Origin of the sequence: Nonomuraea helvata, assembly GCF_039535785.1 — a bacterium.
GTDB classification, from domain to species: domain Bacteria; phylum Actinomycetota; class Actinomycetes; order Streptosporangiales; family Streptosporangiaceae; genus Nonomuraea; species Nonomuraea helvata.
On record NZ_BAAAXV010000008.1, the window covers coordinates 1,008,291 to 1,031,388 of the forward strand.

Sequence of the window (23,098 nt, forward strand, 5' to 3'; positions counted from 1 at the left end):
GTGGGTCGTGATGACTTCACGACCTGCTGAACCCCGTGCTGGAGAAGACATGGACGCGACACACCTGCTCGACATCGCCACCGAGGCGGCCAGAGCCGTCGGCCCGCGGCTGCGCAAGGCGTTCAGATCCCGGCCCGACGTGGCCACCAAGAGCGACTTCCACGACCCCGTGACCGAGCACGACCGGGCCGCGGAGGAGACCATCCGCGCGGTCATCACCGCCCGCCTGCCCGAGAGCGCGATCGTCGGCGAGGAGGGCGGCTCCACCGGCTCAGGAGACCTCGTCTGGTACGTCGACCCCATTGACGGCACCGCGAACTTCGCCACCGGGCTGCCGTTCTTCTGCGTGTCCATCGCCGCCGCCGTGCGCGGCGAACTGGTGGCCGGTGTGGTGTACGACCCCGTACGCGAGGACGAGTTCAGCGCCACCACGGAGGGCGCCTGGTGCAACGGCACGCCGCTGCGCAGCGGGGGAGCCTCGAGCGACCGGGAGGCGATGCTGCTGACGAGCTACCCGACGCCCCGCGACATGGAGGTGGACGCGGAGGTGGCGCTGCGGCGCTACGGGCGGTTCCTGGCGTCGTTCTCCGCCGTGCGCCGGCCGGGCAGCGCCGCGCTCACGCTCGCGCACGTGGCCGCCGGCTGGTCGGACGCCGCGTACGGCACCCGGGCCCATCCCTGGGACGTGGCGGCGGGTGCGCTGCTGGTGCGCCAGGCCGGCGGCGTTTACCTCGGCGATCCGCTGGTCCAGGGCGACTATCTGGCCCATGTGGGCGGGTTCGACCTGGACGGCTCGGTGCTGGCCGAGGTGGCGCCCAGATGAGGTGGCCGCTGGGGTGAGGTGGCGCCTGCCTGGGCCACAGGGTCAGCGGATGAGCGGGGCCAGCTCGGCCAGCGTGGTGATGCGGGGGAAGCCGGCGGGCGCGGGCTCGGCACCGAGCCGGTCGAGCCAGACCGACCGCATCCCGGTCGGCGCCGGCCCCGTCACGTCCTTGTCCACGTCGTCGCCCACCAGCAGCACCTCTTCCGGCGCCAGCCCGAGCGCCGCCGCCGCGCCCGTGTACGCGGCGGGCGACGGCTTGAAGTGGCCGCCCAGCACCTCGCCCGTCAGTACCGGCCCGACCAGCCCGGCCAGCCCGATCGCGTGGACCTTCGCCTCCTGCAGCCGCTGCGTCCCGTTCGTCAGCACCCCGAGGGTGAGCCCGTCCAGCTCCGCCAGCGCCTGCGTCACGTCGCGGTGGGCCGTCCAGTTCTGCCGGTAGCGTTCGGAGAAGTCCGCGTAGGCCGCGTCCAGATCGACGGGCGCCGGCACGGCCAGCTCCTGGCAGAGCGCGCGCAGGCGGAGCCGCCGCTGCTCCTGCAGCGAGCACGTGCCCGCGTGCCACATCGCCAGGTACGGCCCCTCCAGCCCGGCCCAGAGCACGGCCACCTCGTCCAGGCGCGGGTGGCCGGGCGAGTGCGCCGACACCCAGGCGACGATCGCGGCGTCGGCGGCGCCCCGGTGGTCGAGCAGCGTGTCGTCCAGGTCGAACAGCACGCCCTTGATGCCCGGCAGGGCCACGGTCACGGCCGGCCTCCGGGGGTGGACGAGATGGCGGCGGCGCTCCTATGGCGGCGGCCGTCGGCGAGGCTCCGGTGGGGAAGGGACATGCTGCCCATCTTAGGAGGAAGCGGCCCCGCGCCCGGGAGTCAGTGCTGCTTGCGGAAGTCCCCGGCCCGGCGCACGTGATCGATCATGATGCGTTCGGCGGTCTCGGCGTCGCCGGACTCCAGGGCGGCCAGGATGCCTTCGTGCGCCTCGAGCTGCGCCTTGACCTGGGTGTCGTCCAGCCACAGCGACGCCTCGGCGGGCACGGGGAAGCTGTTGCGCACCGACCTGGCGTGCTCGCCCAGGAAGGCGGGGCCGCCGATGTCCACGATGCGCAGGTGGAAGCGCCTGCTCTGATCCCCCAGCCGGTCGTGCCGGCCGTGCGCGGCGTCGTCGGCCATCGCGGCGTGCAGCTCGCGCAGCCCGGCCAGCTCCTCGGGGGTGATCTTCTCCGCCGCCAGGCGCGCCCCCAGACCCTCGACCACCGCGCGCAGGCCGTAGTACTCGGCCAGGGCCTCGTCGCCGAGGTCCACGACGGTCGCGCCGTGATGCGCCTCGTAGCTGATCAGCCGGTCCTTCTCCAGCCTGCGCAGCGCCTCGCGCACGGGCGTGACCGAGACACCCAGCCGGCGGGCCACCTCCCCGGCCCGCAGCGCCGTGCCGCCCGGGATCCGCCCGGTACGGATCTCGTCGAGCAGCACGCTGTAGACGTAATCGGCCTTGCTCATGGGCGGCCGCGGCTCCGTGGGAGACATGCCCATAAGTGTCTCGCAGATCGGTCAGCTGGTTGACCTATGACATATTTCTTATAAGTTACATACCCATGACGAGCCTCGCCGACCTGCGGGTCATCGACGCGGCGACGCTGTTCGCCGGTCCCTCCGCCGCGATGATGCTGGGCGACTTCGGCGCCGACGTGATCAAAATCGAGCACCCCCGGCGCGGCGACCCCTCGCGCGGGCACGGCGCCTCCCTGAACGGGGTGGGGCTGTGGTGGAAGACGCTCTCGCGCAACAAGCGCACCGCGGCCGTGGACCTGTCGCAGGCCGAAGGGCAGGAGATCCTGCGCCGCCTGGCCGAGCGGTCCGACGTGCTGATCGAGAACTTCCGCCCCGGCACCCTGGAGCGGTGGAACCTCGCCCCGGAAGACCTCCTCAAGGTCAATCCGCGGCTGATCGTGGCGAGGATGACCGGGTTCGGGCAGTTCGGGCCGATGGCCAAGCAGCCGGGGTTCGGGACGCTGGCCGAGGCCATGAGCGGGTTCGCGGCCATGACCGGGGAACCCGACGGGCCGCCCACGCTGCCGCCGCTGGCCCTGGCCGACGGCATCGCGGGTCTCGCCATGTCGTACGCGATCATGGTGGCCCTGCGCGCCCGTGAGCGGACCGGCCGCGGGCAGGTCATCGACCTGGCGATCATCGAGCCCATCATGGGCCTGCTCGGGCCGCAGATGACCGCGTACAAGGCGCTCGGGGTGGTGCCGCGGCGGACCGGCAACCGGTCCAGCAGCAACGCGCCGCGCAACACGTACCGGACCCGCGACGGGCGGTGGCTGGCCGTCTCCACCAGCGCCCAGCCCATCGCCGAGCGGGTGGTCACCCTGGTGGGGCGGCCCGACCTGGTCGCGCAGCCGTGGTTCGCCAGCGGGCACGGGCGCGTGCAGCACGTGGACGAGCTGGACGAGGCGGTCGCCTCCTGGATCGCCGAGCGGGACGCCGAGGAGGTCATCGCCCGTTTCGAGGAGGTGCAGGCCGCCGTCGCACCCATCTACGACGTCAGTGACATCGCCGAGGACCCGCAGTACGCGGCGCTCGGGACGTTCCAGGAGGTGCCCGACGAGGAGCTCGGCCCGCTCACCATGCAGAACGTCTTCTTCCGCCTGTCGGACACGCCCGGGGAGATCCGCTGGCCGGGGCGGCGGCTCGGGCGCGACACCGACGAGGTGCTCGGCGAGCTCGACTACCCGGACGAGCGGATCGCCGCCCTGCGCGAGGCCGGGGTGATCGCGTGAACACCCCCGTGACCTGGCTGTACGTGCCCGGTGACCGGCCCGAGCGGTTCGACAAGGCCGTCGGCTCGGGGGCGGACGTGGTCATCATCGACCTGGAGGACGCGGTCGCGCCCGCCCGCAAGGACGAGGCCCGCGCCAACGCCGTCGCCTACCTGCGCGCCCGCCCGGACGCCCGCGTCGCCGTGCACGTACGCGTCAACGACCTGGGCTCCGAGCGCGGGCGGGCCGACCTCGAGGCCGTCGGGGACCTCGCCGACGGCGTGCGGCTGCCCAAGGTGGAGTCGGCCGCCGTGCTCGACGCGGTCACCGGCGCCCCCGCGTACGCGCTGCTGGAGTCGGCGGCCGGGATCCTCGCGGCCCGGGAGATCGCGGCGCACCCCAAGGTGGCCGGCGTCGCGCTCGGCGAGCAGGACCTCGCCGCCGAGCTGGCCGTCACCGACGAGCGGGCCATGGACCACCTCAGACTCCAGGTGGTCCTCGCCGCCGCCGCGGCGGGACTGCCGCCGCTGCCCATGTCCGTCTTCCCGAACGTCAAGGACGAGGCCGGGCTGCTCGCCTCCTGCCTGGCGGGCCGCGCGCTCGGCCTGTTCGGCAGGACCGCGATCCATCCTCGCCAGATCCCCGTGATCAGGCGCGCGTTCCGCCCCTCCGAGGAGGAGGCGGCCAGGGCGGCCGAGATCGTCGAGGCGGCCGAACAGGCCGAGCGGTCGGGCGCCGGCGCGGTCGCCCTGCCCGACGGACGCTTCGTGGACGCCCCCATCGTGGCCAGGGCCCGCCGCACGCTCGCCCTGGCCCACCGGCTGGCCGATCCGCCCCCAAGCGCCGAACCGCCCGGGCGTGCGAGCGACCGGTTCAGCGGTATCTCATGAAAAGACCAAGTCGGCGCGAGGATGATCGCCGGGCAGGCGTGGGGACCAGTGCGGTCACCGCGACCCCGCCAATCGGGCGGGGACGGTGTTCGTGTGCAACAACCCAGGCGACCGGGCTGCTGGAAGGCCGGCGAGGACTAGGACGGGTACCAGCGGACCGACAGCTCCTCGTCCACCGGAGCAGGCCCCGGCAGGTCCCGGTGGACCGGTGGGATCCGCAGCGAGTCCATCACCAGGGCCAGGTAACGGTGGCGCAGCTGGGAGGTGCGCTCCTCGCCGCCGAGCTTGATCGAGGCCATCTGCTCGAACAGCAGCGCGATGTCCGCCACCGTCACGTCCGGCCGCAGCACGCCGGCCGCCACGGCACGGCGGTGGACCTCGGTGGCCAGCTCCGAGGCCCTGACCGCGTCGCGGCCCAGCTCCTCGGTCGGCGTGAACGTGCCCGCCAGCTTGATCGTCAGTGAATTGGTGTCGGCGTCGACGATGCCGCGCATGTAGCCGGCGAACGCCTCCCAGGGGTCGCCGTCGTCGGCCAGAGCCCGCTCTGCGACCTCGATGTAGAGCTTGAGTCCGTCGCCGCACAGCTTCTGCAGCAGTGCCTCCTTGCTGGGGTAGCGGCGGTAGAGTGCGCTGATCCCGACGCCCGCCTTCTCGGCCACGGCGGCGATGGGCGCGCCGGGATCGGCGGTGAAGACCGCCCGCGCCGCCTGCAGGATCAACTCGTCGTTGCGGGCCGCCTGCGCCTTGCGGCCACTCATGGGTGCGCTCGTCATATCCCCATCATATCGGAACGTATGGTTCCGTTCTATGGGGGATAGTCAGCATGTCTATACATAGAGATGATATTGGGGTACAACCGGGGCGAGCCCGTTGGTCTTGGAGGTGTCCTATGAGACGTACCCCGATCGTGCTGGCCCTGCTGGGCGCGCTCACCGTCGCCGGCTGCTCCTCCTCGGGAGGGCAGAGCGCGCAGAGCGCCCCGGCGAGCTCCGCCGCCGCGCTCCAAGGACAGGAGGCCCCCGCGAGCGCCACCTACGCCGTCATCACCCACGCCTCGCCGGGCGACTCCTTCTGGGACGTGGTCAAGAACGGCGCCGAGGCCGCGGGCAAGCAGTACGGCGTGAAGGTCACCTACCAGGGCGACGGCGACCCCGCCAAACAGTCGCAGCTCATCGACCAGGCCGTCTCGGAGAAGGTGGACGGCATCGTGGTCTCCATGGCCAACCCCGACGCGCTGAAGGAGGCCATCGGCAAGGCCGTCACGGCCAAGATCCCGGTCATCACCATCAACTCGGGCGCCGACTCGTCCAAGGCGTTCGGCGCCATCACCCACGTGGGCCAGTCGGAGGAGGTGGCCGGGCGCGGCGCGGGCGAGCAGCTCAAGGCCGCCGGCGTCACCAAGCTGCTGTGCGTCATCCACGAGGCCGGCAACGTCGGCCTCGACCAGCGCTGCAAGGGCGCCGAGCAGACGCTGGGCGGCACGGTCGAGCGGCTGCAGGTGGATGTGAGCAACCTGGCCGACGTCACCTCCAAGGTCACCGCCAAGCTCCAGTCGGACAAGCAGGTCAACGGCGTGCTCGCGCTCAACCCGGCCGTCGCGGTCGCCGCCAGGGACGCGATCAAGGACGCGGGGTCGCAGGTGAAGCTGGCCACGTTCGACCTGTCGGCCGACGTGGTGTCCGCGATCAAGGACGGGGACATCCTGTTCGCCGTGGACCAGCAGCAGTACCTGCAGGGTTACCTGCCGATCACGTTCCTCAACCTGTACAAGAACAACCTCAACGCCGTCGGCGGCGGGCTGCCCGTCAACACCGGCCCGGGCTTCGTGACCAAGGACAACGCCGACCAGGTGGCCAAGCTGGCCGAGGCGGGCACGCGATGACGATCGCGGCCGACGAGCGGGTCACCGACGTCGGCCTGGCCCGCCGCCTGCTGATCAGGCCCGAGCTGGGCGCGGTGGTCGGCCTGGTCGTGGTGTTCGTGTTCTTCGCCTCCCAGTCGCCGGTGTTCCGGTCGCCGGCCGGCATCGCGAACTGGCTCGACCCGGCCGCCACGCTCGGCATCATGGCGGTCGCGGTCGCGCTGCTGATGATCGGCGGCGAGTTCGACCTGTCGGCGGGCGTGCTGACCGGCACGAGCGGGCTGATCCTCGTCACGCTGGCCACCCGCTTCGGGTTCGACGTGTGGACGGCCATGCTGGTCGGGCTGGTGGTGGCGCTGGGCATCGGGTTCGCCAACGGCCTGGTCGTCACCAGGACCAGGCTGCCCAGCTTCATCGTCACGCTGGGCACGTTCCTCATGCTCCAAGGAGTCAACCTCGGCGTCACCAAGGCGATCACCGGGACCGTGCAGGTCAGCGGCCTGCGCCGGGCCGCCGGGTTCGAGGGCGCGAACGCGGTCTTCGCGGGGACCGTCGAGATCGGCGGCACCTCGTTCCGGGTGGCGATCCTGTGGTGGGTCCTGGCGACCGCCGTGGCCACCTGGGTGCTCATGCGCTCCAAGGCCGGCAACTGGATCTTCGCGGTGGGCGGCAACGAGCAGGCCGCCCGCGCGGTCGGCGTGCCCGCCGCCCGTACGAAGATCGCGCTCTTCATGACCACGGCGTTCGCCGCCTGGCTGGTCGGCTCGATCCTGGCGCTGCGCTACACGTCCGTCCAGGCCAACATCGGTATCGGGCAGGAGTTCATCTACATCATCGCCGCCGTCATCGGCGGCTGCCTGCTCACCGGCGGGTACGGCTCCGCCGTCGGGGCGGCCATCGGCGCGGTCATCTTCGGCATGGCCGACAAGGGCATCGTCTTCCTGGGCTGGAACGCCGACTGGTTCAAGTTCTTCCTGGGCGCGATGCTGCTGCTGGCGACGCTGGCCAACCGCCTGGTCAGGCGGTACGCCGAGGAGGTGAAGCATTGATACTCGAGACCAGGGGCATCGGCAAGACGTTCGGCTCGGTGCTGGCGCTGCGCGAGGTGTCGATGGGCGTGCGCGCCGGCGAGGTCACCTGCGTGCTCGGCGACAACGGTGCGGGCAAGTCCACGCTCATCAAGATCCTCGCCGGGGTGCACCGGCACGACGCGGGCACGTTCCTGGTGGACGGGCAGGAGGTGCGCTTCGCCAGTCCGCGCGACGCGCTCGACCGCGGCATCGCCACGGTCTACCAGGACCTGGCGATGATCCCGCTCATGTCGGTCTGGCGTAACTTCTTCCTCGGCTCCGAACCCCGGAAGGGCCTCGCCTTCGACGTGGCCCAGGCGCGGCGCGTGGCGCGCGAGGAGCTGCGGGCCATGGGCATCGACATCCGCGATGTGGACCAGCCGGTCGGCACGCTGTCCGGCGGCGAGCGGCAGTCGGTGGCCATCGCCAGGGCCGTCCACTTCGGCGCCCGCGTCCTCATCCTCGACGAGCCCACCTCCGCGCTCGGCGTCAAACAGGCCGGCGTCGTGCTGCGCTACATCGCCAGGGCCCGCGACCGCGGGCTCGGCGTCGTGTTCATCACCCACAACCCCCACCACGCCTACCCGGTGGGGGACCGGTTCCTGCTGCTCAACCGGGGCGCCAGCCTGGGCGAGTACGGCAGGGCCGACATCACCCCGCAGGAGCTGACCTCCCTCATGGCGGGCGGGGCGGAGCTGGAGGAGCTGGCGCACGAGCTGCGGCGGGAGTGAATTTTTGGCCAGAACTTGACGATTTCTGGCGGTGGACTGGGGGCGCAAAAAGGCACAAATCCCTTACATGTACCTGCACCCGGGAGGTCACCGTGCGGCAGATCAGGGCGTACTTGATGTACGCGCCCGCGGCGGTGCCCCCAGGACCGTTATTACGCCCTTGAGTCGAGCCGCAGGGCGGGCCGCACAGATCGTTGGCCCGCCCTGCGGCATGCACCGGTCCGTCGCAATGGGCACCGCCTATGGTGCGGCCAGTACTCGGCTCGCCCCTCGAGGAGCTGCGCGCGGATCACGCTGTCGTACGAGTTCGGGACGCCGGGGCTGCGCGAACGGGAGCAGGGCGCCATCCGCAACGCGGCCCTCTGCCCCGAGGCGGGCCGGATCGCGGAGACCACGGCGAACCCGCTGTCGTACCTGCCGGACGGCCAGGCGCCCTGCGCGCCCCGGCCTACGTCGTGCGTCGGTGGGCTTCGACCTGGACGACGCCGCCACGCACCTGGCCCTCCAGCTCGCCTGCCGCGTCCTCCGCCGCTGAGCCCTCATCGGCCACCGGACCGTGGGCTCCTGGTGCCGGGACAAGGTCGCCACCCAGTGCCCCATCGCCCGGTCGGCATGGGGTGCCTCCGTACGGCTGGGCAGGTTCCGCCTCGCCGATACCGACACCATCCGAGGACGACCGCCCGTGGGGTGGTCGCCGGAGGTGTTGAGGAATCAAACCTCACTTGCCGAGCAGGTCGAGGGCGATGTCGACGATCATGTCCTCCTGGCCGCCGACAAGGCGGCGCCTGCCCACTTCCAGCAGGATGGTGCGCACGTCGATGCCGTACTGGCGGGAGGCCGCTTCGGCGTGGCGCAGGAAGCTGGAGTAGGCGCCGGCGTAGCCGAGGGTGAGCGTTTCGCGGTCAACCTGGACCGGGCGGTCCTGGAGCGGGCGGACGATGTCGTCGGCGGCGTCCTGCAGGGCGAACAGGTCGCAGCCGTGCTTCCACTCGTTGAGGTTGGCCACGGCGATGAACGGCTCGATGGGGCAGTTGCCCGCCCCTGCGCCGTGCCCGGCCAGGGAGGCGTCCACGCGGGTGACGCCTTCTTCGACGGCGACGACGGAGTTGGCCACGGCGAGGGAGAGGTTCTGGTGGGCGTGGATGCCGAGTTGGGTGCCGGGGTCGAGAGCGTCGCGATAGGCGCGGACGCGGTCGCGCACACCCTCCATGGTGAGGCGGCCGCCGGAGTCGGTGACGTAGACGCAGTGGGCGCCGTAGGACTCCATGAGTTTGGCCTGGCGCGCGAGCTCGGCTGGGGGCGCCATGTGGCTGAGCATGAGGAAGCCGGCCACGTCCATGCCGATCTCGCGGGCGGTGGCGATGTGCTGGGCGGCGACGTCGGCCTCGGTGCAGTGGGTGGCGATGCGGATGGAGCGGATGCCCATGGAGTAGGCGTGCTTGAGCTCGGCGATGGTGCCGATCCCGGGGAGCAGGAGAGTGGTGAGTTTGGCGTGTTTGATGTTGGCTGCGGCGGCCTCGATCCATTCCCAGTCGGTGTGGCTGCCGGGGCCATAGGTGACCGACGCGCCGGCCAGGCCGTCACCGTGGGCGACCTCGATGGCGTCCACGCCGGCGGTGTCGAGGGCGGTGACGATGCGGCCGACGTCAGCGGGGGAGACGCGGTGGCGTACGGCGTGCATGCCATCCCGCAGGGTGACGTCCTGGATGTAGAGGTTCACGCGTGCGCTCCTGCGATGCGCTCGGCGACGCGCAGCGCGGCCGAGGTCATGATGTCGAGGTTGCCGGCGTAGGCGGGCAGGTAGTGGGCGGCGCCCTCCACCTCCAGGAACACTGACACGCGGGTGGTGACCGGCTCGAGGGTGAGCGTGGTGACCGGCTCGTCGATGGGGGTGAACTGCACCTCCTGCTTGAGGCGGTAGCCGGGGACGTACTTGGCGACCTCGGCGACCATCTCCTCAACCGAGGCCCTGATGGCGTCGTGGTCGGCGTCGCCGGTCAGGCAGAAGACAGTGTCGCGCATGATGAGTGGCGGGTCGGCGGGGTTGAGGATGATGATCGCCTTGCCACGGGCGGCGCCACCGACACTCTCGATGGCGGCGGAGGTGGTCTCGGTGAACTCGTCGATGTTGGCGCGGGTACCGGGCCCGGCCGACTTCGAGGCGATGGAGGCGACGATTTCGGCGTACGTGACAGGGGTGACGCGGGAGACGGCGTGCACGACGGGGATGGTGGCCTGGCCGCCGCAGGTGACCATGTTGAGATTGTCAGCGCCGAGGTGGGCATCGAGGTTGACCGGCGGGACGACGAACGGGCCGATGGCGGCGGGAGTGAGGTCGATGAGGGTCTTGCCGTAGGGCTCCAGTTTGGCGGCGTTGGCGATGTGGGCCTTGGCAGAGGTGGCGTCGAAGACGATGTCGATGTCGGCGAAGCCGTCCATGGCGATCAGGCCGTCCACACCCTCGTGGGTGGTGGGCACCTTGAGACGGCGGGCGCGGGCGAGGCCATCCGAGGACGGGTCGATGCCGACCATGGCGCCCATCTCCAGGGCGGCGGAGAGCCGGAGCACCTTGATCATTAGATCGGTGCCGATGTTTCCGGAGCCGATCACAGCCACTTTGGTGTTGTTCATGAAGGATCGTCCTCGAAGGTCACAGACACCGTGCCGAGTCCAGAAATTTCTGCCCTTACGGTGACACCGGGGGAGATGGGGGCCATTGGTCCCAAGGCGCCGGACAGGATCACCTGGCCCGCGCGTAGTGGATCGTCGAAGTCGCGGGCGGTGCGGGCCAGCCACAGCAGTGCGTTGAGCGGGTCGCCGAGGCAGGCGGCGCCGGTGCCCTGGGAGACTAGCGCGTCGCCTGCGTACATCCGCATAGTGGTTTCGACCGGCTCGAACGCGGTCAGCGGCAGCCGCTGCGACCCGAGGACGTACAGGCCGCTGGAGGCGTTGTCGGCGACGGTGTCGTTGATCGTGATGTCCCAGCCGGCGATGCGGCTGTCCACGATCTCCAGGGCGGGCACCGCGTACAGCACCGCTGCGCGCACCGTGGCCGGATCGAGGTCACCGGCCAGGTCGGCGGCGAGAACGAAGGCGATCTCGGCCTCGACCTTGGGCTGCAGGAGCCGCCCGATGGGGGCGGTGCGCGTCACCTCCATGTCGGCGAAGAGCACCCCGAAGTCGGGCTGGTCCACGCCGAGCTGTTGCTGTACGGCGGAGGAGGTGAGGCCGATCTTCCGGCCGGTCACGGGGGCAGTGCGGCGGGCGTTGAGGCGGCGCTGCACTTCGTAGGCGTCGGCGACGTCTGTGACGAGATCGCGGACCGGCCGGCACGGTTGGCCGGTGACAGCCGCGTCCGCCAGACGGTCCACGGCCTGGTCGATGGCGGTCATCGCGCGGCCTCCGGCAATGAAGTGGCGGCCGCCGTGGCGGCCGCGAAGCCCGCGATCCACTCGGGGATGGCCTGGTAGAAGCGGGAGGTCATCCGGTACTCGCCGATGGTGGCGAGCGAGGCGAACGCGGCGATCCAGGTACGCACCTCGTGTGCGGAGCCGCCGCCCTCGGCGCCCATCCACTCCACGCTCCAACTGTCCACGTCGTCCAGCCGGCCGCCGGCGAGGGTGTCCAGGACCAGGTTGTCCCAGGTCGGGTTGATGGGGATCATCGCGGTCGAGCCGGCGGCGTAGTCGCGGCCGGCCTGCACCACCCGTTGCTCTCCCCGCGCCCGCTGCTCCGGCGTGGGCGGGCGGCCCTCGATGAGGGCGTCGGCCACGCGGGGTGGGGCGCCGTCCAGCACCGGTACGGGGGGATCGTGGGAGAGCCCGCCTGAGCCCACGAATAGCACCCGCCGGTCCAGTTCAGCGGCGGCCTCACCGATCGCGGTGCCGAGCGCGCGGATCCGGCTGATCGGGCCGAGCGGCGTGGCGACCCCGTTGACGAAGACCGGCACGACGGGGACCCGGTCGATGCCGCCGAACAGCACCTCCAGCGGCTGCACGAACCCGTGGTCCACGGTCATCCGCGCCGAGATCGTCAGATCGACGCCCCGTTCCAGAACGCCGAGGGCGATGGCGCGGGCGGCATCGGTGTCCACCGACAGTGGCCCGGCGGCCGAGCCGAAGTCGCCGACCGCGTTGGCCTCCGTCGCGAGGCAGAACGGCGGCATCTCCTTGTAGAAGAAGCCGTTGTAGTGGTCAGGTGCGTAGAGCACGACCAGGTCGGGGTGGAAGGCGCTGACGAACGCGCGGACCTCGTGCATGGCGGCGTCCACGGCCGCGATGACGCCGGGCGCGGGGTCGTTCTTGCCGATGAGTGGGGAATGGGACAGGCCGACGGCAGCGGCGATCATGAGGTGATCTCCTTAATGACGAGCTTGCCGGTGACCCGCCCGTCGATCATGAGCTGGAAGCCCTTGTGGATCTCGTCCAGCGGGAGCGTGCGGTCGATCACTGGGCGCAGGCCCGTGGCGTCCATCATGTTGAGCAGCGCGACCAGTTCGCCGCGGGTGCAGCCGGTGGAGCCGAGGATGCGCTGCTGCAGGTAGAAGACCCGGCCGAGGTCGGCGGGCGGGTTGGTGCCACTGGTCGCGCCGGCGATGACGACGGTGCCACCGGGGCGCAGCGACTTCAGGGAGTGCGACCAGGTGGCCTCGCCGACGGTCTCGATGACGACGTCCACGCGTTCGGGCAGCCGCTCACCGGGCGCCACGGCGGCCCGCGCGCCCCAGGAGAGTGCCTGGGCGCGCTTGTCCTCGCTGCGGCTGGTGGCGTACACCACGGCGCCCGCGGCCAGCGCCAGCTTGATCGCGGCCGAGGCGACGCCGCCGCCCGCGCCCTGCACGAGCACCCGGTCCCCGGCTTTGATCCGCGCCCGGGTGAACAACATCCGGTACGCGGTCGTCCAGGCGACCGGCAGGCACGCGGCCTCGTCGAAGGACAACCACGGCGGTTTGGGGATCAGGTTGCGGGTCGGGACGGTCAGATACTCGGCGAAGGCGCCGTCGTGCTGCTCGGACAGCAGGGCCCGGTTCGGGTCGAGGGTCTCGTCGCCCCGCCCGGCGTCGGGGTCGGCGATGACGGGGTGCACGATGACCTCGTTGCCGTCCTCGTCGTAGCCTGCGGCGTCGCAGCCGAGGATGATCGGAAGCCTCTCGGGCGGGTGACCGACGCCACGCAGCGTCCACAGGTCGTGCATGTTCAAGGAAGAGGAGACGACCCGGACGGTCGACCAGCCGGGCCGGCGCTCGGGCTTGGGGACGTCGCCCAGGACGAGACCGGACAGCGGGTCGGTCGCGCTCTGAGAGACGGCGGTGGCGGCAAGCATGCAGCAACGCTGACCGATGAACGCCGAGCTCCGACAGCTCGTGTGCCGTCGTACGGAACGACCGTTGGAAGCCGGCGTGTCCGCGGCTGTTACCTGGGCACATGACCATCGAACCCCCGCGTGGGGCCTTGCGGCGCCCGGCCGAGCTGGCGCCGGCCATCGACGTCTCCGGCCTCGTCGACAGCGAGGGCGGGCTGGTGGATCGCGCCGTCTTCACCGACCAGCAGATCTACCGACAGGAACTGCGCCGCGTGTTCGCGCCGAGCTGGCTGTTCCTGGCGCACGCCGACCAGTTCCACAAGCCCGGCGACTTCTTCACCACGTACATGGGCGAGGATCCGGTCATCGTCACCCTGGACCGCAACCGCCGGGTGCGCGCGTACCTGAACTCCTGCCGGCACCGCGGCGCCCGCGTCTGCCGCGCCGACTACGGCGCCACCCGCAACTTCACCTGCACCTACCACGGCTGGTCCTACGACCTGGAAGGCAAGCTCGTCAGCGTCCCGAACAAGGCGGGCTACCCGGAGTCGTTCGACACGGGGGAGTGGGGCCTGGTCGAAGTGCCCCACGTCGACAGCTACCGCGGCCTGATCTTCGGCACCTGGAACCCGGACCCGGTGCCGCTGCGCGAGTCGCTGGGCGACATGGCCTGGTACATGGACGCGATGCTCGACCACGACGACCAGGGCACGGTCGTGGTGGGCGGCGTGCACAAGTGGGTGCTGGAAGGCAACTGGAAGCTGGCCGCCGAGCAGTTCGCCACCGACTGGTACCACGTCAACATGAGCCACGCCTCGGCACTCATGGTGCTCTCGCCCACCGGCAAGGGCCCCAAGGACGAGATCGTGCACCGTACCGGCCGTCAGTACGCCGGCCCCAACGGCCACGGCGCCGGATTCCCCGTGCACCCCAAGAACCGTTTCGACGCCGGAACCGTCCACCAGTGGACGGACTACGCGGCGCTGCGCGAACGTCTCGGCGACGCCCGCGTTGAAGGCCCGCTCACCAACGGGCACGCCACCGTCTTCCCGAACTTCTCCTACCTGCCGGTCAACGGATCCATCCGGATCTGGCACCCCAAGGGCCCGGACCGGATGGAGGTGTGGGCCTGGACGATCGTCGACAAGTCCATGCCGCCCGAGGTACGCGAGGCCCAGCGGCTCTACAACCTGCGCACGTTCGGCCCGAGCGGCATCTTCGAGCAGGACGACGGCGAGAACTGGAGCGAGGTGCAGGCCGTCTCGCACGGCTTCGTCACCAACAGCGTGCCGCTCAACTACCAGATGGGCCTCGGCTCCGAACGCGACGACGGCCGCCACCCTGGCACCACGAGCGAGCTGTACAGCGACGCCGCCGGCCGGGCCTTCTACGCGCGCTGGCGCGAACTCATGACCACCCCTGCCTGGCACGAGGAGGACGACAAGTGAGCGAGGGAATCCGCGTCGCCGCGCTGGATGACATTCCCGAGGGCGAGGGCATCGCCATCGACAAGGCGATCACCGGCACAGACGACAACGTGGCGCTGCTGCGCGACACCGACGGCAGCGTGTGGGCGCTGGACGATACCTGCACCCACGAGGACGCCTCTCTGGCCGACGGCTGGGTCGAGGACGGCTACGTCGAGTGCCCGCTGCACGCCAGCAGGTTCTGCCTGAAGAACGGCGAGGTGCAGGGCCTGCCCGCCACTCGCGACACCTGCCCGCACCGGGTCGAGGTACGCGACGGCGAGGTCTACCTCTTCCCGAACCAGGCGCCATGAGAGTCGTGATCGTCGGCGGCGGGATCGCGGGCGTCAGCACGGCCGCGGCCCTGCGCGCGGGCGGCTTCGACGGCGACCTCACGCTGGTCGACGCGGGCGAGTTCCCCTACGACCGGCCGCCGCTGTCGAAGGACTACCTGACCGGGGCCAAGGACCTCGAGCAGATCGCCCTGCGACCGCCGCAGTGGTACGACAAGCAGTCGATCCGGCTGCTCAACCGGGTCCGCGTGACCGCGTTGCGCTCAGGGGGCGTCGAGCTGCAGGACGGCACCCTGCTGCCCGCCGACCGGGTGGTTTTGGCCACCGGCGGGGGAGCGGCACGCCCGCCCATCCCGGGCTGCGAGCGCGCGCATGTGCTCCGCACGGCAGAGGACGCCGACCGGCTGCGCGCCGCTCTGAGACCGGGCGCCCGTGTGCTGGTGGTCGGCGGGGGCCTGATCGGCGCAGAGGTGGCGTCGAATGCCGTCGATCTCGGCTGCGAGGTCGTGCTCACGGATCCGGTGGCCACGCCGCTGGCCGCCGCGGTCGGCGTCGAGCTGGCCGCCTGGCTCCACCGACAGCACACGACCCGCGGCATCAGCACCGTCCAGGCCGGAGTGGAGTCGCTCGACGGAGCCGAGACAGCGCTCGCCGGTGTACGCCGCGTGTTCGACGCCGTGGTGCTCGGTGTCGGCATGGTGCCGGAGACCGCGCTGGCCGAGGCGGCCGGGCTGAAGGTCGATCGCGGCATCGTCGTGGACGGCGGACAGGTCACCTCGAACCCGGCGATCCTCGCCGTCGGCGACTCTGCCCGAAGCCGCGACGGGCACTGGGAGGCCGCCCAGCACGACGGCGCACGGGCGGCGGCCACCATTCTCGGCGCGCCACCTCCCATGCCCACCGCCCCCTGGTTCTGGACTGACCGGCACGGCCACCACGTCGAGGCCGTCGGCCACATGGCGGCGGCCGGCCGGACGGTGGTCCGCGGATCCTTCGACGATCCCGCGTTCTCGGTGTTCGGCCTGTGCGACGGGCTGGTCGTGGCCGCCGCCGCCGTGGACGACTCCAATGCCGTACGGGCCGCCCGGCGCATGATCGACCGCCGGATCCCGGTCGACCCGGCACGCCTGTCAGACCCGTCCGTGAGCCTGCGCTCGTTGCTGCGCGGCTGACGTGCCGTCCTGCGGCTCAGCCCGTTCCACTCCACCCTGAGAAGGAATCCAATGACCTCCGTGAGCATGCGCGCGGACCGCGACACCCACTTCGAGGTCGAGCAGTTCTACTACGAGGAGGCCGACCTCCTCGACGCCGGCCGCTACGCCGACTGGCTCGATCTGCTCGCCGACGACCTCGACTACTGGATGCCCACCCGCACCAACCGGCTGCGCCGCCAGCAGGCCCTGTCGGTCGCCGCCCGGGGCGAGGCCGCCCTCTACGACGAGAGCAAGGAGAGCCTGGCCTGGCGCATCCGCCGCTTCGACTCCGGCATGGCCTGGGCCGAGGACCCGCCCTCGCGCACCCGCCACCTGATCAGCAACGTGATGGTCAGCCACGTCGACCCGGCCGAGCACCCCGGCTTCACGGAAGACGACCTGCTGGTACGAAGTGCGTTCCTGGTCTACCGCAACCGCCTGGAACGCGAGGAGAACGTCTTCGCCGGCAGCCGTACCGACCTCCTGCGCCGCGTCAACGGCGGCTTCCAGGTCGCCCGCCGCACCATCCTGCTCGACCAGAACATTCTGCTTGCCAAGAACATCTCGACCTTCTTCTGAGGACCTTCCGTGAAACAGCACGTAGTGACCACCACGCTCGGCGACATCGCCGTCGCCGAGACCGGCGAGGGCCCCGTGCTGGTGATGCTGCACGGCGGCGGCCCCGGCGCCTCCGGTGTCAGCAACTACCACCAGAACCTGCCCGCGCTGGCCCGCCGCTTCCGCGTCATCCTGCCCGACCAGCCCGGCTTCGGCGCCAGCTACCGCCCCACCGAGGAGGACCTGGACAAGCGGTCCATCACCGAGATCACCGTGGACGCCCTCTTCCAGGCGCTGGACGCCCTCGGCATCGGGACCTTCCACCTGCTCGGCAACAGCCTCGGCGGCGCCGCTGCGATCGCGATGGCCCAAGAACGCCCCGACCGGGTGGCCAAGCTCGTCCTCATGGCCCCCGGTGGCGGCTGGCTGCCGTTCGGTCCCACCCCGACCGAGGGGCAGAAGGAGATGTTCCGCTACTACAACGGCACCGGCCCCAGTGAGAAGAAGATGGCCGCGTTCATCCGCACCATGGTCTTCGACCACAAGCAGTTCGGCGAGGACGTCGTCAAGGCGCGCTACGAGGCCTCGCTCGACGAGAGTCACATCGCCTTCTACCACCGCTACAACGCCGCCTTCGCCAGGCGCGGCGGCATGGACCCGCTGTGGAGGGACCTCCACAAGATCAAGGCGCCGACCCTGCTGCTGTGGGGGCGCGACGACCGCACGATCACCTTCGACGGCGCGCAGCTCATGCTCAAGCAGATCCGCGACGTGCAACTCCACGTCTTCGGCCGGTGTGGCCACTGGGTTCAGCTGGAGCGGCAGCACGAGTTCGAGGACCTCGTCACGGGATTTCTGGCATGAGCGGCTGGCTCGACGGCTACGCCGCGCTGATCACCGGTGGCGGCTCTGGCATCGGCCGCGCCGTCGCCGAGCGTTTCCTCGCCGAGGGAGCCTCTGTGACCGTCCTCGGCCGCGACCCGGCCCAGCTCGACCAGGTCGCCGGGGATCCGTTCAGAGTGCACAGGGTGACCGCCGACGTCCGCGACTCCGGCGCGCTGCACGCCGCCGTCGCCGAGACCGTCGAACGCTTCGGCAAGCTCGACACCCTCGTCGCCAACGCCGGAGTGTGGGACTACCAGCGCCAGCTCACCCGGCTGTCCGGCAAGGAGATCGACGCCGCCTTCGACGAGGTCTTCTCCATCAATGTCAAGGGCTACCTGCTGGCCGCCGAGGCCGCCTGGCCGGAGCTGGTCAGGACGCGCGGCAGCATCGTCATGACGCTGTCCAACGCGTCCTTCCACGTCAACGGCGGCGGCCCCCTCTACACCGCCAGCAAGCACGCCTGCCTCGGCCTCATGCGCGAGCTCGCCTACGAGCTGGCACCCAAGGTCCGCGTGAACGGCGTCGCGTGCGGCGGCATGAACACCGACCTGCGCGGCCCCGAGACGCTGACACTCGGCGACCGCTCGATCGCGGCCTCCTTCGCCAAGCGGCAGGGCACTCCGCCCATCCCGCTGCACGACTCCAGCACCGACCCCCGCGACTTCACCGCGCCCTACGTGCTGCTCGCCGCCCGCGAGCAGAGCGGCACCATCACCGGACACGCCATCTCGGCCGACGGCGGCATCGGGGTTCGGGGGTTCGCCCGCCCCGCCGGCGGCGACCACCTCTGAGGAGCCGACCGATGACTCACCCTCACCCCCCGAACTCGGGCTTCAACGTCGACGTCAACCCCGCCGCCGCCGTCGCGCGCAACGCCCGCCACTTCGGCGAGGCCGCCGCCGTCCGCTACGCGGGCGGCGACCTCACCTACACCCAGCTCGACCTGAAGGCGGCGCGGCTGGCGACGGTCCTCGCCGAGGGCGGCATCCGCGACGGCGACCGGGTCGCCTACCTGGGACTCAACAGCGGGTCCTTCCTGCTGACGATGCTGGCCTCGTTCCGCCTGGGCGCTGTCTTCGTCCCCGTCAACTTCCGGCTCGCCGAACCGGAGCTGCAGAGCGTGCTCCAGCGCAGCGGTGCCGCCGCGCTCGTCTGCGAGGAAGGACATCGGGCGAGCGCGGAGCACGTGCGCGCGGCGACCTCGCTCACACGCTTCCTCCTGGTGGACGACGACCCGGAGGTGCCGGCCACCGACGGCGTCGCGGGCTGGGAACCGTGGTTCGGCCTGATCGCGGCGGCCCGGCCGTTCCCGTCGGTGACCGCGAAGACCTTCGACGACCCGGCGATCCTGATGTTCACCTCGGGCACCACCGGCCTGCCCAAGGGCGTGGTCCTGACCTACGGCAACGCCTGGTGGAACTCGGTCAACGTGGACACCATGTTCGACACCCGCCGAGGGGACGTGACGTACGCCGCCGCCCCGCTCTTCCACATCGGCGCGCTCAACAGCTTCGTGCTGCGGACGTTGGTGCGCGGCGGCACAGTGCTGGTGCGCCGCTCGTTCGATCCGGTCCGGTTCCTCGACGACCTGGTCACGTACCGGGTCAACTCGATGTTCGCCGTGCCCGCCATGCTCGCCGCCCTGAGCCGCGTGCCCGGTGCCTTCGACGCCGACCTGTCTCACCTGCGCTCGATCGTCGTGGCGGGCGCGCCCGTGCCGCCGTCCCTGATCGAGCTGTACGCCTCGCACGGCATCCTGCTGCAGCAGGCGTGGGGGCTCACCGAGACCGCGCCGTTCGCCACCCACCTGCCCGCCGAGCACACCCTGCGCAAGCTCGGCTCCGCCGGCATCCCCATGCCCTACACGCAGGTCCGCGTCGTGGACTCGATGACCAACCAGCCGCTCAAGCCCGGCGAAGCCGGTGAGATCGTGGTGCGAGGCCCCAACGTCACCCTCGGCTACTGGGAGAACCCCGAGGCGACCGCGGCCGCGTTCGACGAGGAGGGCTGGTTCCACTCCGGCGACGTCGGCTACCTGGACGAGGACGGCTGCCTGTTCATTGTCGACCGGCTCAAAGACATGATCATCAGCGGCGGGGAGAACGTCTACCCGGCAGAGGTCGAACGGGTCCTGGCCGCCATGCCCGGCGTCGTCGACGTAGCGGTCGTCGGCAGCCCCGACGAGCAGTGGGGCGAGACGGTCGCCGCCGTGGTGTCCCTGGCTGAGGGGACGACGGTCACCCTCGACGACGTCCGCGAGTACGCCGCCACTCGGCTTGCCCGCTACAAGCTGCCCCGCAAACTGAAGATCGTCCAGGATGTGCCCAGGAACGCCTCCGGCAAGCTGGACAAGGCCGTCATCCGCCGCCTGGCGGACGAGGAGGTCTGAGATGTTGCCGGTGATCGACGGTGCCCCGTTGGCGCGGTGCGTGACCGGCCGCCTGCGCGAGGCGTACCCAGCGGGCGCGCACGACGTGGAGGTCATGATCTCTCCGGCCGTCGCGGGAGAGACCATGACCCGGCTGCTCAGGGACGTCGCCGACGCCGTGATCACGGCAGATCCCCGTTGCCGCCGTCTGGTGTACGCGGTGCCGGAAGGCGACCTTGGCCGGGTGGCGGCGGCGGAGTCCGCCGGGTACCGCTACGTCGTCGACGTCGACCTGCCCGGCGAGCAACTCAGCCTGCTGGTGCACGAGCCCGGCTGGGTGACCAGGACCGACATGGACCTCGACCACGTGCCGGGGAGCTGATCGGGGTCACGCGGTGGCGTGCAGGCGGTGGCCTCGCGCCAGTGCCAGGGCCGCCGCGGCGCTCACCCGTCGCAGCGCCGGCGCCTGCGCCCGGGTGTCCAGACGGCCGGTGGGACCCGAAACCGACATCGCGGCCACGGCCTTGCCGCCCCGGCCCATGACGGGGACGGCGGCGCAGCGCAGCCCGACGGTCGACTCCTCGTCGTCGAAGGCGATCCCGGTGCGGCGGATCTCGGCGATCGAGGCCGCCAGCCTGCCGGGGTCGGTGATGGTGTGCGGCGTGAACGCCCGCAGGTCTGAGGCGAGCACGCGCTCCAGGGCGTCATGGTCGTAGGCCAGCAGCACCTTGCCGACCGCGGTGCAATGGGCGGGGACCCGGCCGCCGATCCGCGAGGGCGAGCGGACCTGGCGGTGGCCGTAGAGCTTGGACAGGTAGACCACGTCGGTGGCGTGCAGGGCGGCGAGGTGCACGGTTTCGCGCGTCAGCTCGTACAGGTCGGTGAGGAAGGGGATGAGCAGGTCGCGGATGCGGTCGTGGTCGGGCACGTAGACATGCCGACCGAGCTCGTGCAGCCGCTCACCCAGCCGGTACTTGCCCGCGATCTTCTCCACGACGCCGTTGCGCTCCAGCATGCCGAGGACGCGGAACGCGGTGCTCTTGCTCAGCTCGGCGCGACGGGCCAGTTCGCTGACGCCGAGCCCGGTTCCGGCCTGGTCGCCGAACGAGATCAGGAGGCTGACCGCCTTGTCGATGGCAGCGCGGTCATCGCGAATGGCGGCCGTTCCCATGGTTCTCCTCCTTTACGTCACTTATGAGTGACGATCGGGACCTTGCAGTGGACAGCATGCAAGAACGGATCCATGTCTGTCAAGATAGACGCAAGTCAGTTATAACTGACGCTGGCGTGTCACTCCCGCGCGCCGACCTCGAGCGGCAAGCAGGGTCTGACCGCCGGTCAAGCGTGCGGTGACGTGCCACTGTGCGGCACAGGAGCGTGCCCTCCCACTCCGATGGGCCTTCCATGCTCTTGTACCCCCAGTCCTCAGCGGAGGAGTCCTTCCATGTCCGAGACCGCCGTACCATCCGCGACAGCCACGGGCGCACCGAGCCGCAGCGTCTCGCGCGTCGCCGCGGCCAGCCTCATCGGCACCACCATCGAGTACTACGACTTCGCCGTCTATGGCACCGCCGCCGCCCTGGTGCTGGGCCCCGCCTTCTTCCCGACCGGAACCCCGGCGGCGCAGACCCTGGCCGCCTTCCTCACCTTCGCCGGCGCCTTCCTGGCCAGGCCCATCGGCGTGGTGCTGTTCGGCACCATCGGGGACCGAGTCGGCCGCAAGCCCGCGCTGGTCATCTCGCTGCTGCTGATGGGCGCGGCGACGGTCGGCGTCGGCCTGCTGCCGACCTATGCCAGTGCCGGGCTGCTGGCGCCGGTGCTCCTGGTGGCCCTCCGCCTCCTCCAGGGCGTGAGCATGGGTGGCGAATGGGGCGGCGCGGTGCTGCTCGCGGCCGAGCACGCGCCTGCCCGCCGACGGGCGATGTACGCCTCCATCCCGCAGGCCGGCCCACCGCTGGGCTTCCTGCTGTCCAGTGCGGCGATCCTGCCCACCCTGGCCATCGCCGGACGTGATGGCTTCGCCGACGGTGCATGGCGCATCCCGTTCCTGCTCAGCGCCGTGCTCATCGTCATCGGCATCTGGGTGCGCAGCCGGGTGGAGGAGTCGCCGGTCTTCGCCACCACGCCGCGTCAGGCCACCGCCCGCTTCCCCCTCGGTACGCTGCTCAAGGAGCACCCCGGCCGGCTGTTCCTCGGTGTCGGCGCGGCGATCGGCGGTTCGTCCGTCTATTACCTGACCACCGTCTACAGCCTGAAGTACGGCCCCTCGGCGCTCGGCATCCCGCAGAGCACGATGCTCGCCGCCGCCAGCGTCGCCGCGACCGCCGGGGCCCTGGCCACCGTCCCCTTCGCCCGCCTGGCCGACCGGATGGGCCGGCGTCCGGTGATGCTGGCCGGTCTCATCGGCTGCGTGCTGTGGGCGCTGCCCATGTTCGGTTCTTTGCAGACCGGGAACGGCCTGCTGATCACCGGTGCGCTCGCCATCGGACTGCTGCTGTTCACGCTGAGCTTCGCGCCGATCGCCGCGTTCCTGCCGGAACTGTTTCCCGCGCGGCTGCGCTACACCGGTGCCTCGACCACCTTCATCCTGGCCAACACGCTGGGCGGGGGCTTCGCGCCGGTCGTCGCCACCTGGCTGAACGCGCAGTGGGCCTCGCCCTTGGTGCTCGGCGTCTACACGGGCGCACTCTGCCTGGTGAGCCTCGTCTGCGTGCTCGTCCTGCCCGAGACCCGTGAGCAGGAGTTCTCGTCCTGACGGTGTCGTTCGGTAGGGCGTTTACATGGACGACAGGGTCCTTTGCGGTGGACCCGAGTCCATCATGGTGGTCGCATGAAGGACAGTGGGAGACCTCCATGGCCACGCCCTACCGCGACCCCGGTCCCAGCGCGCGCGAAGCGGGGCCG

The 23,098-nt window shown here is 70.9% G+C and carries 24 protein-coding genes; 15 read left to right on the top strand and 9 right to left on the bottom strand.

All coding sequences use genetic code 11. From position 1 onward, the window contains the following. Positions 1-49 precede the first annotated feature (49 nt). Positions 50-823, top strand: a complete 774-nt coding sequence (locus ABD830_RS32160; RefSeq protein WP_344995739.1) for an inositol monophosphatase family protein — start codon at positions 50-52, stop codon at positions 821-823. A gap of 42 nt (positions 824-865) precedes the next feature. On the opposite strand, the gene ABD830_RS32165 is transcribed toward ABD830_RS32160, so the two are convergent. Both ABD830_RS32165 and ABD830_RS32170 read right to left on the bottom strand, forming a co-directional pair. Further along, positions 866-1,567: an HAD family hydrolase gene (locus tag ABD830_RS32165; RefSeq protein WP_344995742.1), complete on the bottom strand. Its 702-nt coding sequence runs from the start codon at positions 1,565-1,567 to the stop codon at positions 866-868. A 122-nt stretch (positions 1,568-1,689) separates the two neighbouring features. Next, positions 1,690-2,316, bottom strand: a complete 627-nt coding sequence (locus tag ABD830_RS32170) for a GntR family transcriptional regulator (RefSeq protein ID WP_344995745.1) — start codon at positions 2,314-2,316, stop codon at positions 1,690-1,692. Positions 2,317-2,411: 95 nt separating this feature from the next. On the opposite strand from ABD830_RS32170, the gene ABD830_RS32175 reads away from it, so the two are divergent. Beyond that, positions 2,412-3,599: a CaiB/BaiF CoA transferase family protein gene (locus tag ABD830_RS32175; RefSeq protein ID WP_344995749.1), complete on the top strand. Its 1,188-nt coding sequence runs from the start codon at positions 2,412-2,414 to the stop codon at positions 3,597-3,599. Beyond that, positions 3,596-4,468, top strand: a complete 873-nt coding sequence (locus ABD830_RS32180) for an HpcH/HpaI aldolase/citrate lyase family protein (RefSeq protein ID WP_344995752.1) — start codon at positions 3,596-3,598, stop codon at positions 4,466-4,468. The genes ABD830_RS32175 and ABD830_RS32180 overlap by 4 nt, the downstream gene beginning before the upstream one ends. A gap of 137 nt (positions 4,469-4,605) precedes the next feature. Here ABD830_RS32180 and ABD830_RS32185 read toward each other — a convergent pair whose 3' ends face one another. After that, positions 4,606-5,241 (bottom strand): TetR/AcrR family transcriptional regulator, encoded by a 636-nt coding sequence (locus ABD830_RS32185; RefSeq protein ID WP_344995755.1) that lies wholly within the window; start codon positions 5,239-5,241, stop codon positions 4,606-4,608. A gap of 116 nt (positions 5,242-5,357) precedes the next feature. On the opposite strand from ABD830_RS32185, the gene ABD830_RS32190 reads away from it, so the two are divergent. From ABD830_RS32190 to ABD830_RS32200, 3 genes are read left to right on the top strand one after another with little or no spacing between them, the layout of a single operon-like run. Then, positions 5,358-6,350 (top strand): sugar ABC transporter substrate-binding protein, encoded by a 993-nt coding sequence (locus ABD830_RS32190; RefSeq protein WP_344995758.1) that lies wholly within the window; start codon positions 5,358-5,360, stop codon positions 6,348-6,350. After that, positions 6,347-7,378, top strand: a complete 1,032-nt coding sequence (locus tag ABD830_RS32195; protein WP_344995761.1) for an ABC transporter permease — start codon at positions 6,347-6,349, stop codon at positions 7,376-7,378. Before ABD830_RS32190 ends, ABD830_RS32195 begins: the two co-directional genes overlap by 4 nt. Continuing rightward, positions 7,375-8,130, top strand: a complete 756-nt coding sequence (locus ABD830_RS32200) for an ATP-binding cassette domain-containing protein (RefSeq protein ID WP_344995764.1) — start codon at positions 7,375-7,377, stop codon at positions 8,128-8,130. Before ABD830_RS32195 ends, ABD830_RS32200 begins: the two co-directional genes overlap by 4 nt. Before the next feature lie 718 nt (positions 8,131-8,848). On the opposite strand, the gene dmpG is transcribed toward ABD830_RS32200, so the two are convergent. The 5 genes from dmpG to ABD830_RS32225 are packed head-to-tail and all read right to left on the bottom strand — an operon-like array spanning position 8,849 to position 13,452. After that, positions 8,849-9,850, bottom strand: coding sequence for a 4-hydroxy-2-oxovalerate aldolase (gene dmpG, locus ABD830_RS32205; protein WP_344995767.1), 1,002 nt, complete (start codon positions 9,848-9,850; stop codon positions 8,849-8,851). Next, entirely contained in the window at positions 9,847-10,761 is a 915-nt protein-coding gene (locus ABD830_RS32210; protein ID WP_344995770.1) for an acetaldehyde dehydrogenase (acetylating), read from the bottom strand. The genes dmpG and ABD830_RS32210 overlap by 4 nt, the downstream gene beginning before the upstream one ends. Continuing rightward, positions 10,758-11,522 (bottom strand): 2-keto-4-pentenoate hydratase, encoded by a 765-nt coding sequence (locus ABD830_RS32215; RefSeq protein ID WP_344995773.1) that lies wholly within the window; start codon positions 11,520-11,522, stop codon positions 10,758-10,760. Before ABD830_RS32215 ends, ABD830_RS32210 begins: the two co-directional genes overlap by 4 nt. Continuing rightward, complete coding sequence (locus ABD830_RS32220) at positions 11,519-12,478, bottom strand: 3-carboxyethylcatechol 2,3-dioxygenase (protein WP_344995776.1); 960 nt, start codon at positions 12,476-12,478, stop codon at positions 11,519-11,521. The genes ABD830_RS32215 and ABD830_RS32220 overlap by 4 nt, the downstream gene beginning before the upstream one ends. After that, positions 12,475-13,452: a zinc-binding dehydrogenase gene (locus ABD830_RS32225; protein WP_344995779.1), complete on the bottom strand. Its 978-nt coding sequence runs from the start codon at positions 13,450-13,452 to the stop codon at positions 12,475-12,477. The genes ABD830_RS32220 and ABD830_RS32225 overlap by 4 nt, the downstream gene beginning before the upstream one ends. 101 nt (positions 13,453-13,553) lie before the next feature. On the opposite strand from ABD830_RS32225, the gene ABD830_RS32230 reads away from it, so the two are divergent. The 8 genes from ABD830_RS32230 (at position 13,554) to ABD830_RS32265 (ending at position 20,576) form a co-directional block, all read left to right on the top strand. Continuing rightward, the gene (locus tag ABD830_RS32230) at positions 13,554-14,879 is read left to right on the top strand and encodes an aromatic ring-hydroxylating dioxygenase subunit alpha (protein WP_344995782.1); all 1,326 of its coding nucleotides are present in this window, start codon (positions 13,554-13,556) and stop codon (positions 14,877-14,879) included. Further along, the gene (locus ABD830_RS32235; RefSeq protein WP_344995785.1) at positions 14,876-15,211 is read left to right on the top strand and encodes a non-heme iron oxygenase ferredoxin subunit; all 336 of its coding nucleotides are present in this window, start codon (positions 14,876-14,878) and stop codon (positions 15,209-15,211) included. Before ABD830_RS32230 ends, ABD830_RS32235 begins: the two co-directional genes overlap by 4 nt. Continuing rightward, positions 15,208-16,362 (top strand): NAD(P)/FAD-dependent oxidoreductase, encoded by a 1,155-nt coding sequence (locus ABD830_RS32240; protein ID WP_344995788.1) that lies wholly within the window; start codon positions 15,208-15,210, stop codon positions 16,360-16,362. Before ABD830_RS32235 ends, ABD830_RS32240 begins: the two co-directional genes overlap by 4 nt. Positions 16,363-16,428: 66 nt before the next feature. Beyond that, the gene (locus ABD830_RS32245) at positions 16,429-16,962 is read left to right on the top strand and encodes a 3-phenylpropionate/cinnamic acid dioxygenase subunit beta (protein ID WP_344996053.1); all 534 of its coding nucleotides are present in this window, start codon (positions 16,429-16,431) and stop codon (positions 16,960-16,962) included. A 9-nt stretch (positions 16,963-16,971) separates the two neighbouring features. Further along, a complete protein-coding gene (locus tag ABD830_RS32250; RefSeq protein WP_344995791.1) occupies positions 16,972-17,805 on the top strand; it encodes an alpha/beta fold hydrolase in 834 nt (277 codons plus the stop codon). Continuing rightward, on the top strand, positions 17,802-18,617 hold the full coding sequence (locus ABD830_RS32255) for an SDR family NAD(P)-dependent oxidoreductase (RefSeq protein WP_344995794.1): 816 nt from the start codon (positions 17,802-17,804) through the stop codon (positions 18,615-18,617). Before ABD830_RS32250 ends, ABD830_RS32255 begins: the two co-directional genes overlap by 4 nt. Before the next feature lie 11 nt (positions 18,618-18,628). Continuing rightward, on the top strand, positions 18,629-20,215 hold the full coding sequence (locus ABD830_RS32260) for an acyl-CoA synthetase (protein WP_344995797.1): 1,587 nt from the start codon (positions 18,629-18,631) through the stop codon (positions 20,213-20,215). Position 20,216: 1 nt separating this feature from the next. Next, positions 20,217-20,576, top strand: a complete 360-nt coding sequence (locus tag ABD830_RS32265) for a hypothetical protein (RefSeq protein ID WP_344995799.1) — start codon at positions 20,217-20,219, stop codon at positions 20,574-20,576. A 6-nt stretch (positions 20,577-20,582) separates the two neighbouring features. Here the strand turns inward: ABD830_RS32265 and ABD830_RS32270 are convergent, their stop codons facing one another. Beyond that, positions 20,583-21,365 (bottom strand): IclR family transcriptional regulator, encoded by a 783-nt coding sequence (locus ABD830_RS32270; RefSeq protein WP_344995803.1) that lies wholly within the window; start codon positions 21,363-21,365, stop codon positions 20,583-20,585. A 273-nt stretch (positions 21,366-21,638) separates the two neighbouring features. On the opposite strand from ABD830_RS32270, the gene ABD830_RS32275 reads away from it, so the two are divergent. Beyond that, positions 21,639-22,949, top strand: coding sequence for an MFS transporter (locus ABD830_RS32275; RefSeq protein ID WP_344995806.1), 1,311 nt, complete (start codon positions 21,639-21,641; stop codon positions 22,947-22,949). Positions 22,950-23,098: the final 149 nt, after the last annotated feature.